Origin of the sequence: Sphingomonas sediminicola (assembly GCF_049991885.1) — a bacterium.
GTDB classification, from domain to species: Bacteria; Pseudomonadota; Alphaproteobacteria; order Sphingomonadales; family Sphingomonadaceae; genus Sphingomicrobium; species Sphingomicrobium sediminicola.
Genome location: NZ_CP178916.1, coordinates 240,062 through 255,992 on the forward strand (window position 1 = coordinate 240,062; position 15,931 = coordinate 255,992).

At 64.2% G+C, this 15,931-nt stretch carries 13 protein-coding genes; all 13 read left to right on the forward strand.

From position 1 onward, the window contains the following. Positions 1-4: 4 nt before the first annotated feature. The 13 genes from ACMC5O_RS01250 (at position 5) to ftsZ (ending at position 15,806) form a co-directional block, all read left to right on the forward strand. Entirely contained in the window at positions 5-1,432 is a 1,428-nt protein-coding gene (locus ACMC5O_RS01250) for a UDP-N-acetylmuramoyl-L-alanyl-D-glutamate--2,6-diaminopimelate ligase (protein ID WP_426693124.1), read from the forward strand. Beyond that, the gene (locus ACMC5O_RS01255; RefSeq protein WP_187708034.1) at positions 1,429-2,814 is read left to right on the forward strand and encodes a UDP-N-acetylmuramoyl-tripeptide--D-alanyl-D-alanine ligase; all 1,386 of its coding nucleotides are present in this window, start codon (positions 1,429-1,431) and stop codon (positions 2,812-2,814) included. The genes ACMC5O_RS01250 and ACMC5O_RS01255 overlap by 4 nt, the downstream gene beginning before the upstream one ends. After that, the gene (gene mraY, locus ACMC5O_RS01260) at positions 2,802-3,872 is read left to right on the forward strand and encodes a phospho-N-acetylmuramoyl-pentapeptide-transferase (protein WP_187708033.1); all 1,071 of its coding nucleotides are present in this window, start codon (positions 2,802-2,804) and stop codon (positions 3,870-3,872) included. The genes ACMC5O_RS01255 and mraY overlap by 13 nt, the downstream gene beginning before the upstream one ends. Next, complete coding sequence (gene murD, locus ACMC5O_RS01265) at positions 3,869-5,170, forward strand: UDP-N-acetylmuramoyl-L-alanine--D-glutamate ligase (protein WP_426693125.1); 1,302 nt, start codon at positions 3,869-3,871, stop codon at positions 5,168-5,170. Before mraY ends, murD begins: the two co-directional genes overlap by 4 nt. Then, positions 5,167-6,390: an FtsW/RodA/SpoVE family cell cycle protein gene (locus ACMC5O_RS01270; RefSeq protein WP_426693126.1), complete on the forward strand. Its 1,224-nt coding sequence runs from the start codon at positions 5,167-5,169 to the stop codon at positions 6,388-6,390. Before murD ends, ACMC5O_RS01270 begins: the two co-directional genes overlap by 4 nt. After that, positions 6,387-7,547, forward strand: a complete 1,161-nt coding sequence (murG, locus tag ACMC5O_RS01275; protein ID WP_426693127.1) for an undecaprenyldiphospho-muramoylpentapeptide beta-N-acetylglucosaminyltransferase — start codon at positions 6,387-6,389, stop codon at positions 7,545-7,547. The genes ACMC5O_RS01270 and murG overlap by 4 nt, the downstream gene beginning before the upstream one ends. Positions 7,548-7,578: 31 nt before the next feature. Continuing rightward, entirely contained in the window at positions 7,579-8,994 is a 1,416-nt protein-coding gene (murC, locus tag ACMC5O_RS01280) for a UDP-N-acetylmuramate--L-alanine ligase (RefSeq protein ID WP_187708032.1), read from the forward strand. After that, positions 8,991-9,884: a UDP-N-acetylmuramate dehydrogenase gene (gene murB, locus ACMC5O_RS01285; protein ID WP_246444093.1), complete on the forward strand. Its 894-nt coding sequence runs from the start codon at positions 8,991-8,993 to the stop codon at positions 9,882-9,884. Before murC ends, murB begins: the two co-directional genes overlap by 4 nt. Further along, complete coding sequence (locus ACMC5O_RS01290; protein ID WP_426693128.1) at positions 9,881-10,819, forward strand: D-alanine--D-alanine ligase; 939 nt, start codon at positions 9,881-9,883, stop codon at positions 10,817-10,819. The genes murB and ACMC5O_RS01290 overlap by 4 nt, the downstream gene beginning before the upstream one ends. Positions 10,820-10,823: 4 nt before the next feature. Beyond that, positions 10,824-11,738, forward strand: a complete 915-nt coding sequence (locus tag ACMC5O_RS01295) for a cell division protein FtsQ/DivIB (RefSeq protein WP_426693129.1) — start codon at positions 10,824-10,826, stop codon at positions 11,736-11,738. Between the two features lie 9 nt (positions 11,739-11,747). Then, entirely contained in the window at positions 11,748-13,004 is a 1,257-nt protein-coding gene (ftsA, locus tag ACMC5O_RS01300; protein WP_187708030.1) for a cell division protein FtsA, read from the forward strand. A 33-nt stretch (positions 13,005-13,037) separates the two neighbouring features. Next, complete coding sequence (locus ACMC5O_RS01305; protein ID WP_426693130.1) at positions 13,038-14,276, forward strand: MFS transporter; 1,239 nt, start codon at positions 13,038-13,040, stop codon at positions 14,274-14,276. 132 nt (positions 14,277-14,408) lie between these two features. After that, a complete protein-coding gene (gene ftsZ, locus ACMC5O_RS01310; protein ID WP_187708028.1) occupies positions 14,409-15,806 on the forward strand; it encodes a cell division protein FtsZ in 1,398 nt (465 codons plus the stop codon). The last annotated feature ends 125 nt before the right edge of the window (positions 15,807-15,931 follow it).

Sequence of the window (15,931 nt, forward strand, 5' to 3'; positions counted from 1 at the left end):
CAACGTGAAACTACGCGATCTCGCGGGCGTCGATAGCGATTCAGAAGTGACGGGTTTTGCCATCGACCACCGGAAAGTGGCGAAGGGCAGCGTCTTCGGTGCGTTCAAGGGAGCCGTATTCAACGGCGAGGACTTCATCGGCGAAGCGGTAGAGCGCGGGGCCGTAGCCGTCGTGGCCCGCGAAGAGGCATCGGTCCCCCGTATCCCGCATCTTACCGACGAGAACCCCCGACGGCTGTTCGCTCAGCTCGCGTCGCGCTTCTACGGCCCCTATCCGGAAACGGTCGTCGCGGTGACCGGCACCAACGGCAAGACCTCGACGGTCGAGATGACGCGCCAGCTGTGGCGAATGGCCGGCCATCGCTCGGCGTCGATCGGGACGCTCGGCGTCACCACCTCCGACGATCAGGTGAAGACGGGCCTGACGACGCCCGACATCGTCACCTTCCTCAACAATATGGCCGGCCTCAAGCGCATGGGGATTACCCATGTCGCCTACGAGGCGTCGTCGCATGGACTCGACCAGCACCGCGCGGAGGGTGTGGCGCTGAAGGCGGTGGCCTTCACCAACTTCAGCCGCGACCATCTCGACTATCACTCATCGATGGACGCCTATTTCGCAGCCAAGATGCGGCTGTTCGACGAGCTTCTTCCCGCGGACGGGGCGGCGGTGATCTGGACCGACGATCGCAAGTCGGCCGAGGTGATCGAGCACGTTCGCCGTCGCGGGATCGAACCGATGACGGTCGGCCGGGCGGGCGAGTTCATCCAGCTGATCGAGCAGAACCCCACGGCGCTCGGCCAGAACCTAGTCATTCGGCACGGCGACGGAACGTATCGCCTCGCTCTGCCTTTGATCGGTGCGTACCAGGCGTCCAACGTATTGGTCGCGGCGGGGCTAGCAATGGCGACAGGCAGCAATTTCGAAAGCGTCTTCTCGGCGATGCAGCGGCTCGCGCCAGTTCGCGGGCGGCTCGAGCGAGCGGTGATCAGCCGTGCAGGCGCGCCGGTCTACGTCGACTATGCGCACACGGCGGACGCGCTCGAAGCGGCGATCGCGGCGCTTCGCCCGCATGTCAGCAACAGACTGATCACCGTCTTCGGCGCCGGTGGCGATCGCGACCAGGGTAAGAGGCCGGAGATGGGCGCAGTCGCGGCGAAGCTTTCCGACGTGGTCATCGTCACCGACGACAATCCGCGCGGCGAGGATGCGGCGAAGATCCGCTCCGAAGTCATGGCCGGCGCGCCTGGAGCGCTGGAGATCGGCGGTCGTCGCGAAGCAATCGCCGAGGCCATCCGAATGGCCGTACAGGGAGATATCATCCTGCTGGCCGGCAAGGGGCATGAGACGGGCCAGATTATCGGCGCGGGCTCGAGCCAACGCATCCTGCCATTCGACGATGCGCTCGTTGCCCGGGAGTGCGCGGCATGAGCGTGCTCTGGACCTCCGCCGAGATTGAGACCGCGACCGGCGGCCGCGCAAGCACGTCGTTCGAAGTTACTGGCGTGACCTTCGACAGCCGCGAGGTGCAGCCGGGCGATCTCTTCGTCGCGATGCCGGGCACGGTCTACGACGGTCACAAGTTCGTCGAGGGCGCATTCGCCGCCGGCGCGGCGGGCGCAATCGTATCGCATCCCGTCGACGGTCCGCACGTGCTGGTCGGGGACACTGCAAGAGCGCTCGAGGACCTGGGTCGTGCGTCGCGCGACCGTTCGAAAGCGCGGATCGTCGGAGTGACCGGTTCGGTCGGCAAGACCAGCACGAAGGAAGCGCTTTTCGCCGCTCTCGACCGCATCAGCGGAGGCAGGGCCCACCGCTCGGTCAAGAGCTACAACAACCATACCGGCGTGCCGCTCAGCCTCGCGCGCATGCCGCGCGAAGCCGAGTTCGCGGTGCTCGAAATGGGCATGAACAACAAAGGCGAGATCGCCGCGCTGACCCGCATGGTACGCCCGCACGTCGCGCTCATCACCGCAATCGCGCCCGCGCACATCGAGAACCTCGGTTCGGAAGAAGCGATCGCCGACGCCAAGGGCGAGATCTTCGAAGGCCTTGAGCCCGAAGGTATTGCGATCGTTCCGAACGACACGCCGCACCGCGATCGGCTGGTCCGTGCGGCTCGGCGACATGCCGACCAGATCCTGACCTTCGGTTCCGGCGACGCGGACGTCCATGCGCTCCATGCCGTCCGCTCATCGGAGGGCGGCAGCCTGATCACCGCGGCGCTTCTCGAAAGCGAAGTGACCTTCACCATCTCCCAGCGCGGCGAGCATTGGGTGTCGAACGCGCTCGCGGTCCTCGCTGTCGTCGAAGCGCTCGGCCTCGACGTCGGCGTTGCCGGGCTGGCGCTTGCGGACCTAGGCGGCCTCAAGGGCCGCGGTGAGCGCCATCAGGTCCAACTCGACGGCGGCAAGTTCCTGCTGATCGACGAAAGCTACAACGCCAATCCCGCGTCTATGGCGGCGACGCTGAAGAGCCTCGGCGCCGAGCGCGATATAGACCGGCGCATTGCCGTCCTTGGCCCGATGCGCGAGCTCGGGAGCCACAGCGACGATCTGCATGCCGGCCTCGCTCCTGCGATCCTGGATGCGCATGTCGACCGGGTGATCCTGATTGGCGATGAGATGCGCCCGCTTGCCGAGAAGATCGTCGGTAGGGTCGGGCTTGATCTAGCGAAGGACGTGGACGAAGCGGCCGAGGCCTTGCTGTCGATGTTGAAGCCGGGTGACGCCGTGCTGGTGAAGGCTTCCAACTCTGTTGGCCTTGCGAAGCTGGTCGAGCGCGTCAAAGAGGGCGTTGCATGCTCTATCTGATTGCTGAACAGCTTGGGTTCCCGGGCGTCCTCAACCTCATTCGCTACATCAGCTTTCGGGCGGGCGCGGCGAGCGCGACCGCGCTCTTGATCGGGCTAGTCCTCGGCCCCTGGCTCATTTCGTACCTGCGCGTTCGGCAAGGGAAGGGCCAACCGATTCGCGCCGACGGGCCGCAGAGCCACCTCGCCAAGCGCGGCACTCCCACGATGGGCGGCCTGCTGATCCTGATCTCGATGGCGACGTCAGTCCTGCTGTGGATGGACCTTCGCAACCCTTACGTCTGGGCGGTTCTGCTGGTGACCGGCGGGTTCGGGTTGATCGGCTTCCTCGACGACTACGACAAGGTGAAGAAGGCTCACCACGCGGGTCTTTCCGGCAAGACGCGGCTGGTGCTCGAATTCCTGATCGCGGGTTTCGCGACCTGGCTCCTCGTTCGCCAGGGCAATACGAACCTCTATCTGCCGTTCGTGCAAGGGCCGGTGATGAACCTCGGCTGGTTCTACATCGCGTTCGGGGCGTTCGTGATCGTGGCTTTCGGCAATGCAGTGAACCTGACCGATGGTCTCGATGGCCTGGCGACCATGCCGGTGATCATCGCGTCGATCGCCTTCCTGATCATCGCCTACCTCGTCGGGAACGCGAAATTCGCCGAATATCTCGGCATCCCGCACATCCTCGGCGTTGGCGATCTGACGGTTCTATGCCTCGCCATCGTTGGAGCCGGGCTAGCCTTCCTCTGGTTCAACGCGCCGCCCGCTGCAGTCTTCATGGGCGACACCGGCAGCCTCGCGCTCGGCGGAGCACTGGGAGCGGTCGCGGTGGCGACGCACCACGAGTTCGTACTGGTGATCATTGGTGGCCTGTTCGTACTCGAGGCGGCGTCGGTCGTGATCCAGGTCGTGGTCTACAAGCGCACCGGAAAGCGTGTCTTCAGAATGGCGCCGATCCACCACCATTTCGAACATCTCGGCTGGTCCGAGCCGACCGTCGTCATCCGCTTCTGGATCGTCAGCTTCATCCTGGCGCTCGCCGGGCTGAGCACACTCAAGCTGCGGTGATCACCGCCAAGGCCTTCGGCGGCAAACATTATGCGGTCTACGGTCTGGCGCGGTCCGGGCTGTCGACGGCCGGGGCCCTGCTTGCCAGCGGCGCTCGGGTCACTGCGTGGGACGCCAAGGTTGAAGCGAGGGCGAAGGCGCCCGCCGGCACTGAGATCGCCTATCTCGACGAAGCGGACCTGACCCAATTCGATAGCTTGGTGGTTACGCCGGGCCTGCCGCTCAACCGCCACCCGATCGCCCAGCGCGCCCGCGAGGCCGGCGTCGAGATCATCGGCGACATCGAGCTTTTTGCTCGCGCCCGGCCCGAGCTTCCGCTGCACAAGGTCGTTGGCATCACCGGCACCAATGGCAAGTCGACGACAACCGCGCTCATCCATCACATCCTCAAGACCGCAGGCTTGCCGACGACGATGGGCGGCAACATCGGCCTTCCGATCCTCTCCCAGGACCCGCTGCCGGAAGGCGGCGTCTATGTGCTTGAGCTGTCGAGCTATCAGATCGACCTGACGCAGAGCCTGAACTGCGACGTTGCGGTCCTGCTCAACATCACGCCCGATCATCTCGATCGCTACGAGAGCTTCGAGGCCTACGCAGCGTCGAAGGCTCGGCTATTCGAGATGCAGTTGGAGACCGAGAGTCACGCGGCCGTCATTGCCGAGGACGACGATCAGACGCGAGCCATTGCTTCGGGCCTCGGCGAGAAAGGCTTCTGGCTGCGCAACACACTGATCTGCGTGAGAGGCAGCGATGTCGGCGAGCAGGCGAGCCTGCCCACGCTTCAGGGGCCGCACAATGCGCAGAATATTGCCTGCGCGATAGCGGTCTGCCGGCACCTGGGCGTCGCCTACGCGACGATCGTTGAGGGGCTAGAGACTTACGCGGGTCTGCCGCACCGCATGGAGCGCGTCCGCGAGATGGACGGCATTCTCTTCGTGAACGACAGCAAGGCGACCAACCCGACCGCGACCGCTCCTGCGCTCGCGGCTTTCCCGTCAATCCGCTGGATCCTCGGTGGGCAGGCGAAGACGGACAATCTCGACGAATGCGCTCCGCACTTCGGCCACGTCCGCTCCGCTTATACGATTGGCGAGGCCGGTGAATTGTTCGCGCGGCTGCTTGCCCCGCACATGCCGGTGACCAACTGTGAAACGCTTGAAAATGCGCTGAATCGGGCTGCGAAGGATTCACAGTCGGGCGATACCGTTCTACTCTCTCCCGCCTGCGCGTCGTTCGATCAGTTCAAGGACTTCGAGCAGAGGGGTGACAGGTTCCGGGACCTGGTGGGGGCGTTATGATCGGAAGCATTTCAGGACAGATCAAGGCGAAGGCCGCGCGGTTCGACCCGAGCAGCTACGGACGCTCGGACACGTCGTCCGTCGGTCGCTGGTTCTGGGAAATCGACAAGGTCCTTTTGCTGCTGATCGCGACACTTATCGGTATCGGCCTGATCGCAGTCGCTGCCGCTTCGCCCGCAGCGGGCCAGCGCTATTCCGGCGGCTCGGTTCGCTTCTCCGAGCTTCACTATTTCTACCGTCAGATCGTGTGGATCGGCGTCGGCCTGCCGGTGATGATCGCCATCTCGATGATGCCGCGCGAGCGTGCGAAGCGTTTTTCGCTCGCGGGTGCGGCCTTCTTCCTCGTCCTGCTCGCCTTCGTGCCGATCCTCGGTCCCGAAGTGAACGGCGCGACGCGGTGGATCGACATCGGCATCGGCCAGCTCCAGCCGTCGGAGTTCCTGAAGCCCTTCTTCGTTGTCGCCATGGCTTGGCTGTTGTCGCTGCGGGAGCAGGACAGGACGCTTCCGGTCTTCTGGCTGTCGGCGGCGGTGACCGGTGTCGTGGCGGTGCTTCTGATGAAGCAGCCGGACTTCGGCTCGACCATCATCTTCGGATGCGTGTGGCTGGCGCTGCTCGCGCTTGCCGGCGTCAACATGCGCATCCTGGTTGGTCTTGGTGTTGCCGGCCTCGTCGGCGTCGTCCTCGCTTACTTCTTTTATCCGGTGGCGACCGTCCGCATCGACGGCTTCCTGTTCGGCGAGGGCGACAATTTCCAGGTCGAGAACGCAATGCGCACCCTGACGGCGGGGGGCCTGTTCGGCATGGGTCCGGGCGCCGGCACGCGGAAGTTCGGGCTTCCTGAGCCACACACTGATTACATCTTCTCGGTCATTGGCGAGGAGTTCGGGCTGATCGCCTGCCTCGTGATCGCAGTCCTTTATCTGACCATCGTCGCGCGGGTGCTGATCAAGCTGCTCGACGAGGAATCCTCGTTTGCGATCCTCGCGGCGGCAGGGCTCGCCATCGAGTTCGGGCTGCAGGCGCTGATCAACATGGCGGTCAACGTGCAGATCGCCCCGTCGAAGGGCATGACCTTGCCGTTCATAAGCTATGGTGGAAGCTCGATGCTGGCCCTGTCGATCGGCATGGGCTTGCTGCTCGCATTCACGCGGCGAAACCCGTATCTGACGCGCTCGCCCTATGTCGTGAAATGGAGCGGGGAGAGCGTCACCGCATGAATTTCGTTTTGGCTGCAGGAGGCACCGGGGGTCACATGGTCCCCGCGCACGCACTCGCTGCGGAACTGAAGAAACGCGGACATGGCGTGCTGCTGATCACAGACGATCGCGGCGCGCGCTTTCCCGGCCTGTTCGGGGGCGTGCCGGTGCACATCCTTCCTGCAGGGCGACTCCGGAAGAGCCCGCTCGGCCTGATCCGTGGAGTCCGCTCGCTGCTCGCCGGACGGCGGGAAGCCAAGGCGATATACAAGGATCACCGCCCGGACGTGGTCATCGGCTTCGGCGGCTATCCCGCGGTTCCTGCTTTGCTCGCCGCAACCTCGACGGGCATTCCAACCGTCCTTCACGAGCAGAATGCGGTCCTTGGTCGCGCCAACCGCTTCCTCGCAGGTGACGCTGCTGCGATTGCGACCGCTTACACCCATGTCGACCGGATGAAGTCGCGATTTGGGGGGAAGACCGTCTTCGTCGGAAATCCCGTGCGCGAGGCCATCGCCAAGCTGGGCGAAGCGCCGTTCCCCCCGTTCGATGAATATGCACCGTTCAGGATCCTCGTCACGGGCGGAAGCCAGGGTGCGTCGGTCCTGAGCAAGGTCGTGCCTGAAGGCCTTGGAATGCTATCGCCGTCGCTCCGGCATCGCCTGCAGGTCATGCAGCAGTGCCGTCCGGACGACATCGACGACGTTCGCGTCCATTATGCGAAGCTCGGGATTCCCGCCGAGTTGATGACCTACATCGAGGACATGCCGGCGAAGCTCGCCGAAGCGCATCTGGTGATCGCGCGGTCCGGCGCGTCGACCGTCGCGGAGCTGACCGCCGCGGGCCGTCCCGCGATCCTCATTCCCTATCCGGAGGCGACGGACGACCATCAGACGGCGAACGCCCGAGACATTACGGAAGCCGGCGGCGCCCGGATGATCCACCAGCCTCTGTTCACTCCGAAGGTATTGGCCAAGCAGATCGAGGTTATGGCCGAGGATCCGCAGGCGTTGATCAACGCCGCATCCCGGGCTCTTTCGGTTGGCAAGCCCCACGCGGCCCGCGACCTCGCCGATTTGGTCGAGCGCATCGCGGACGGTCTTGCGCCCATGGAAGTCGGTTTCGGGCTGACCCCGCGTGTGCGATCGGAGGGTCCGGTGAACGGCGTCCCCGCATGAAGGCGCTGTCTTTGATAGGACGCCTTCAAAAATGAAGGCTTTGGGAACCGACATAGGGACGATCCACTTCGTCGGCATTGGTGGCATCGGCATGTCCGGGATCGCCGAGGTCATGCACAAGATCGGCTACAAGGTGCAGGGCTCCGATCTTGCCGAAGGCTATGTCGTCGAAGGATTGCGCAAGCTTGGTATTCCAGTCGCCATCGGACAGAAGGCCGAAAATCTGGGCGACGCCGCCGTCATCGTGATTTCCTCCGCGGTAAGCCGCGGCAATCCCGAGGTTGAAGCCGCGGTCGAGCGCCGCCTGCCCATCGTCCGCCGCGCCGAGATGCTCGCAGAGCTGATGCGCATGCAAAAGACGATCGCGGTCGCCGGGACGCACGGCAAGACGACCACGACGTCGATGGTCGCGGCGATGCTCGACGCTGGCGGGCTCGACCCGACCGTCATCAACGGCGGCATCATCAACCGCTACGGTTCGAACGCCCGCCTCGGAAAGAGCGACTGGATGGTGGTCGAGGCCGACGAGAGCGACGGCAGCTTCCTTCGCCTCGACGGGACGATCGCGGTCGTTACCAACATCGATCCCGAACATCTCGAGCATTACGGAGGGTTCGAGGAGGTCAAGAAGGCCTACTGCGAGTTCATCGAGAACGTGCCCTTTTACGGTCTTGCGGTCATGTGCGTGGACCATCCCGAGGTGCAGAACGTCATCGGGCGAATTCGTGACCGGAGGATCGTCACCTACGGCTTTTCGGCACTCGCCGATTTGCGCGCCGACAATGTCACGGTGGCGGGTCCGGGCGGCAGTAAGTTCGACGTCATTGTCTCCGGACGCGATGGAGAAAGACGGACGATTGAAGGCATCTCCGTTCCGATGCCCGGGCGGCACAATATCCAGAATGCGCTTGCCGCCATCGCTGTCGCACTCGAACTCGGTATTCCGGAAGAGCAGATCCGCGAGGGCTTCGCCCGCTTCGATGGAGTGAAGCGCCGCTTCAGCAAGGTCGGCGAGGTCGACGGATGCGTGATCATCGACGATTACGCGCATCATCCAGTCGAAATCAGCGCGGTCCTGTCGGCGGCTCGGGAGAGTGCCGACCAGCGGGTCATTGCGGTGATGCAACCCCACCGCTTCACGCGCCTCCATGACCTGATGGAAGACTTTCAGAACGCCTTCAACAATGCCGATATCGTGTTCGTTACTCCGGTTTATGCGGCGGGCGAGCAGCCGATCGAGGGCGTCGATTCAGAGGCGTTGGCCGAGGGTCTCCGCGCGCACGGACACAGGATGGTGCGGACGGTCAGCGATCCCGCCGAGCTGGCGCAGGCGCTTCGCGATCTCGCCGCGCCAGGCGACCTCATCATCTGCATGGGAGCCGGCGACATCACCAAGTGGGCGGCTTCTCTTGCCGACGGAATTCGCAAAGCGAGAGCGAGCAAGTGAGCGTCGACACCCTGCCGCACGTCCAAGGCCGACTGACACCGAATGCCCCGCTGGCACCGCTCGTCTGGTTCAAGAGCGGCGGAACCGCGCAGTGGTTGTTCGAGCCGAAGGACGAGGACGACCTGGTCCAGTTCCTTCGCGAGCTCGATACCGATGTGCCGGTCATGGCGCTCGGGCTCGGGTCGAACATGATCGTTCGCGACGGCGGCGTTCCGGGCGTTGTCGTGCGCCTTGGTAAGGGGTTCTCGAAGATCGATAAGGTCGACGACGTGACGCTGCGCTGCGGAGGCGGAGCGAGCGGGATACTTGTCTCGTCGACCGCCCGAGATGCCGGAATCGCCGGAATGGAGTTCCTTCGCGGAATCCCCGGCACCGTCGGCGGCTTTGTCCGCATGAACGGTGGCGCCTATGGCCGCGAGGTCCAGGACATTCTGATCGAGGCCCGCGTCGCACTTCGCGATGGAACGGTCGAGATCTGGCCGCTCGGTAAGTTTGGCTACACCTATCGTCACAGCGAGCTGCCCGAAGGTGCCGTCGTCATTGAAGCGACTTTTCGCGGATCGCCCGGCAAGCCTGAAGCGATCGGCGCGGAAATGGACGCCATCGCCCGTGCCCGCGAGGAATCGCAGCCGCTCCGCAGCCGCACAGGCGGGTCGACCTTCAAGAATCCCCCGGGCCACAAGGCGTGGGTGCTCGTCGATGCGGCGGGGTGCCGTGGACTGACGATGGGCGACGCCCAAGTCTCGGAAAAGCATTGCAACTTCCTGCTCAATCTCGGTAGCGCGACCAGCGCCGACATCGAGGCGCTGGGCGAGGAAGTCCGCCGCCGCGTGTTGGAAAACTCCGGCATTACCCTTGAATGGGAAATCCAGCGGATCGGCAGGGAATGAACAAGGATTTGCGCGTCGTTGTGTTGATGGGCGGCTGGTCGTCCGAGCGCGAGGTTTCGCTGACCAGCGGGCGCGGCGTCGCCAATGCGCTGCGCGAGCGTGGCTGGTCGAACGTCGTCGAGCTCGACATGGACCGCAACGTTGCACACCGGCTCGAGGAGCTGAAGCCGGACGTCGTGTTTAACGCTCTCCACGGCACACCGGGGGAGGACGGAACGGTCCAGGGCATGCTCGATCTGATGGGCATCCCCTACACCCACAGCGGGCTCGAAACGTCCGTGATCGCGATCGACAAAGAGATCACCAAGATGGTGCTGGTCCCTCACGGCATTCGCATGCCGGCGGGCAAGATCGTCGAGAGCGAGAGCCTGTTCCGCGAGGACCCAATGGCCCGGCCTTACGTCCTGAAGCCCGTCAATGAAGGGTCCTCCGTTGGGGTCGCCATCGTCACTGACGAAAGCAATTACGGCAGCCCGATCGGACGCGACGTCGAGGGCCCGTGGAAGCATTTCGACAGCCTGCTCGCGGAGCCGTTCGTGAAGGGTCACGAACTCACCGTCGCGGTGCTGAACGACGAGGCGCTCGCGGTGACCGAGCTGAAGCCGAAGGTAGGCTTCTACGATTACGACTCCAAATATACCGACGGCCTGACCGAGCACGTCTGTCCGGCGCAGATCCCTGACGATATCGCCCGCTCTATGATGGGCATGGCCGCGAAGGCGCACCGCCTGCTCGGCTGCCGAGGCGCCTCGCGCTCAGACTTCCGCTGGGACGACGAGCTGGGCGAAGCCGGCATTTTTCTTTTGGAAGTCAACACACAACCCGGAATGACCCCCTTGAGCCTTGTGCCAGAGCAGGCGAAGGTACGCGGCATCAGCTACGGCGAGTTGGTCGAGCGCCTGATCGAGGAAGCGCTCGCGAGAAAGAAGGGGTAGGCGAATGGCTGCGCGGATGCGGCGCGGATCAGGGGCGAAGACGAAACGCAAGTCGTCCAACCGCGTCCCCGCCAAGATCGCGAAGAGGCTTCCGGTCGACCAGGCGCGCGCGAACAAGCTTGCCGCGCTCGGCTTCGCCAGTTTCCTCGTCCTGATGGCCGGAGCCGCCGCCATTGCGCTCGACATTCCGGCCAAGGCCGCGTTCGAGGCCGGCGAGGCTGTCGGCACCGCAGGTTTCCGGGTCGACGGCTACCAGATCGTCGGCCTGAAGCACATGGACCGAAAGCTGATCGATGCGGTTGTCGTCGATGAGCTTCGCAACGCTGCGTCCGCCGCCGGCGAGACCAAGCCTGCGCAGCCGCTGGTGGACGTGTCGGCCATCCGCGAGAGGCTCCTCAGGTTCGGCTGGGTCAAGGACGCGCGCGTATCGCGGCGGCTCCCCGACACACTTGTAATCGACATCGTCGAACGGACTCCGTCCGCCTTGTGGCAGGACCGCCAGCAACTGGCGCTGATCGACGCGGAGGGCGTGGTTCTCGATCGGGTGCCGGTCGACAAGATGCCCGACCTGCCGCTGGTGATTGGCCCGGGCGCCAATGCGCGGGCAAGCGAGCTCAAGACGATCCTTGCCGACGCTCCCACGCTCCAGGCGCAGCTTTCATCCGCGACCTGGGTTGGCGGCCGTCGCTGGGACCTGAGCTTCCAATCGGGTGAGACCGTCGCTCTCCCCGAAGGCGAGCAGGCCGCGCGTGACGCGCTGACCCGCTTTGCAAAGGCCGACCGGTCGTCGAGTCTTCTTGGTCGGGGCCTCGTCCGCTTCGATCTTCGCATTCCAGGCAAGATGACCGTCCGGCTGCCGCGCGCGCCAGGAGAGGCGATCATGCCGGAGCCAAGCAGCCAAGCGCCGGCGGAGGGCTGACCCCAAACCGTGGCTTCGCCGACTGACCAACCCCTGATTGCAGCGCTCGACATCGGTTCTTCGAAGGTCAGTGCGCTCATTTGCACGCGCACGGATGACGGTCGGCTGCAGGTGCTCGGCACCGGCCAGCGCGAGAGCCGCGGCGTCAAGCGCGGCTATGTCACGGACATGGAAGCCGGCGAGCATGCGGTTCGCGAAGCCGTGGAACTCGCCGAGCGCATGTCGGGCCTGACCATCGAGGACGTCTGGGCAAGCTTCGGCGCGGGCGGTCTTTCGAGCGGTCTTGCGAACGTTGAGGTCGAGCTCGGCGGGCACCAGGTCGAGCAGTCGGACATCGATGAGCTTTTGATGGGTGGCCGCAGCGCAATCGACCGCAACGGGCAGATGGTGCTCCACGCTCATCCCGCGCTCTACACGATCGACGGCGTCGAAGGCGTGAAGAACCCGATCGGCCTCCATGCCGATCGCCTTGGCGTCGACATTCACGTGGTCGCGGCCGATCCCGCACCGCTCCGCAATATCGATTACGTGATCCGCTCGGCCCACCTCGGTGTGAAGGCGATCGTCGCATCGCCCGTCGCGGCCGCTTTGGCATGCCTGACCGAAGACGAGCGTGAACTCGGCGTCGCACTTGTCGAGCTCGGAGCAGAAGTCACGAATGTGTCGCTCCACGCTGGTGGCATGCTGCTCGGCCTTCGGTCGATTCCGCTTGGCGCGAAGGATATCACTGACGACATCGCCTGCGCCTTCGGAGTCCAGCGTCGCGATGCCGAGCGGCTGAAGTGCTTCTACGGCTCGGCTATGACGAGCCCGCGCGACAATCACGAGATGATCGAAGCGCGCCAGATGGGCACCGAAGAGGGTGTCGACCCGATGCGGATTACTCGTGCCCAGCTGATGACCGTCATCCGTCAGCGCATCGAAGAGCTTACGGCGAAGATCGACGAGGCGCTCAAGAGCCTCGGCTTCACCGGCCCGGTCGGTCGTCAGGTCGTGCTCACCGGTGGCGGCGCCGAGCTCAAGAATATTGCCGATTACATGCAGGGGGTGCTCGGCCGATCCGTCCGAGTTGGTCGCCCGAGGCAGCTGACCGGATTGCCCGATGCGCACAGCGGACCCGCATTCTCGACGCTTGTCGGGCTCGCCTGCCTCGCCTCGTCGCAAAGCGGCGACATCCGCGACCTAACAATGGGCAAGATCACGCAGAAGAAGCCGGCGAATGGAATGATCGGCCGCCTGATCGCCGCGATGAAGGGCGGAATCTAAGCTTTTAATCAGCTTGCTTGGGGGAGGGTGCAAATGGCTACGCTTGCAGCTCGGAAGCCCGTCTCCAGTGCGCTCGTGCTCCTCCTCGGCGCGGCAATTTTCCTGAATTACGTCGACCGCGGTGCGATCGGCATCGCGGCGCCGCTGATGAAGTCCGACCTTGGCCTGTCCGAAGAAGCGTATGGCGTCGTCTTCTCGGCCTTCTTCTGGATCTACGCGCCGGTGCAGCTGTTCGCCGGGTGGCTGTGTGACCGCTTCTCGGTCTACAAGTTGATGGCCATCGGCATATTGATCTGGGCCGGAAGCACCTTTCTGATGGGCTTCGCAGGCGGGTTTGCTTCCCTCCTCGTGCTTCGGATCATGCTGGGCGTCGGCGAGAGCATCTCCTTTCCGGGCAGCTCCAAGATTATCGCGCGCCATGTCCCGCCGGAACGCCGGGGGATCGCCAACGCGGCCATCGCCGCAGGGATCGCGCTGGGTCCGGCCGCCGGAACGCTGGCGGGGGGACTAATCCTCCGAAGCTGGGGCTGGCAGACGATCTTTCTCGTATTCGGGGTCGTGACCCTCATCTGGCTGCTGCCCTGGCGGCAAACCGTCCAAGCCTTGCCGATGACGGGGCATGCCGACGAAGGCCCACGCGTACCGCTGGCCTTGCTGCTGAAGAAATGGCCGTTGTGGTCGATGTCGATCGTCCACGCGCTGGGCAATTACTGCTTCTACTTCCTGCTCGCGTGGCTGCCTTTGTTCCTGACCAAGTCGCGGGGTTTCAGCATCGGTGAGATGACCATGCTCGCGACGCTCGGCTACGCCGTCCAGGGCGCCTGCGCCCTCGGCTACGGACATTTCTCAGACTGGTGGACCCGTTCGGGTCGCTCGGAGGCTGCGTGCCGGCGTTGGATGATGGTCGCCAGCCAATTGTTCGCAGCGGGGGCCATCCTTGGATTGGCCTTCGCTCACAGCGCCATGACGATCGGTATCCTGTTGTGCCTGGCGGGCGCCGCCTCCGCATCGCTGTCGCTCAATCTTTATGCGGTCGCGCAGATGTTTGCTGGTCCCCGTGCGTCAGGGACGTGGGTCGGCGTGCAGAACGCCATCGGCAATTTGTCCGGGATCATCGGGCCGATCGTCACTGGCATCGTAGTCCAGCGGGCCGGCTACAACAGCGCCTTCGTGCTTACGGCGGCCATCGCGGCGATCGGTGCACTCTGGTGGGCAATCGGCGTCCCGAAAATCGAACGGGTCGACTTGGACGAGGAACATCGGGCCAACTGAGTCTTTAGCGCCACGTAATCCTCACTTTTTTCGAGCTGCGTTAACTTTTTCGCTTGGCTTGCGACTCGTGATGATTCAGAAGATTCGTGGTGGAGGATCAGCGCGCTAGCGGCGCTTGAAGGGGGTTTACCCATGAGCATCGATTTCATTCGGCCGGAAGTCGACGAACTTCGGCCTCGCATCAGCGTCATCGGCGTCGGTGGCGCCGGCGGTAACGCCGTCGCCAACATGATGCGCGCGGACGTGCAGGGCGTCGATTTCATCGTCGCCAACACGGACGCCCAGGCGCTGAACGCATCGACGGCCGACCGTCGGATTCAGCTGGGCCTCAAAATCACTCAGGGCTTGGGTGCAGGATCGCGGCCGGAAATCGGACGTGCCGCCGCCGAAGAAACGCTCGAGGATATCGAGCGCGCTCTCGACGGCTCCCACATGTGCTTCATCGCCGCCGGAATGGGTGGCGGCACTGGCACCGGTGCAGCTCCGGTCATTGCTAAGGCTGCTCGCGACCGCGGTATCCTGACTGTCGGCGTCGTGACCAAGCCTTTCGCGTTCGAAGGCGCTCGCCGCGGCCGCTCTGCCGATACCGGCATTGAGGAGCTTCAGCAGCACGTCGACACGCTCATCGTCATTCCGAACCAGAACCTGTTCCGGCTCGCCAATTCCGAAACGACCTTCAAGGAAGCGTTCGAGATGGCGGACGAAGTCCTCCAGCAGGGCGTCCGCGGAATCACCGACCTGATGGTCATGCCCGGCCTCATCAATCTCGATTTCGCCGACGTACGCTCGGTGATGGGAGAGATGGGCAAGGCGATGATGGGCACCGGCGAAGCATCGGGCGACAACCGCGCCATCGAAGCCGCCGAAAAGGCGATTTCGAACCCGCTGCTCGACGGTGTCAGCATGAAGGGCGCAAAGGGCGTCATTATCTCGATCACCGGTGGCGAGGACATGCGCCTGATGGAGGTCGACGAGGCCGCCAGCCACATCAAGGAACTGGTCGATCCCGATGCCAACATCATCTGGGGCTCGGCGTTCAACAACGACCTGGACGGCAAGATCCGCGTCTCGGTCGTCGCGACCGGCATCGAGGCCGAAGCTGTTGCCCAGCCGCAGCCAGGCAAGGTCTTCGCCTTTCCGCGGACGACGGCTGCCGCAGCCGTTCCGATCACTCCGATTTCTGCGCCGACTCCCGTGATGGAAGATGAGACGGACGAAGAGGATACGCTTGAGCTTACGGACGAGGCGGAAGACGGTGATGAGCTGCTGCTCGACAGTGACGACGTCCTGACCACGCCGGTCGGTTCCGCGCCGATCGAGCCGCCCATCGACGAGGAAGATCTGACCGCCGAAGAATCCCCGGCCGAGGAAAAGCCGAAGGTTCGCGAAACGGGGACCTTGTTCGAGCGCATGTCGAACATCGCTCGCGGTGCTGCTCAGGCCCAGGTCAACGATGACGAATCGACTCCCAGCTATCGCCGCGAGCCGATCGACATTCCGCGTTTCTTGAACCGGCAGAACAACCAGTAGGCGTGCTCAGCGAGCAGGCGGCTTGCCGTCCGCTCGCCACGCCTCGGCGTTAACCCTCTAGCGAGCAAGCTTTGCGCAAGCTCCAAGCCGTCATGGGGGTCCCATGGCGAAAGGTCGGTCCAGCC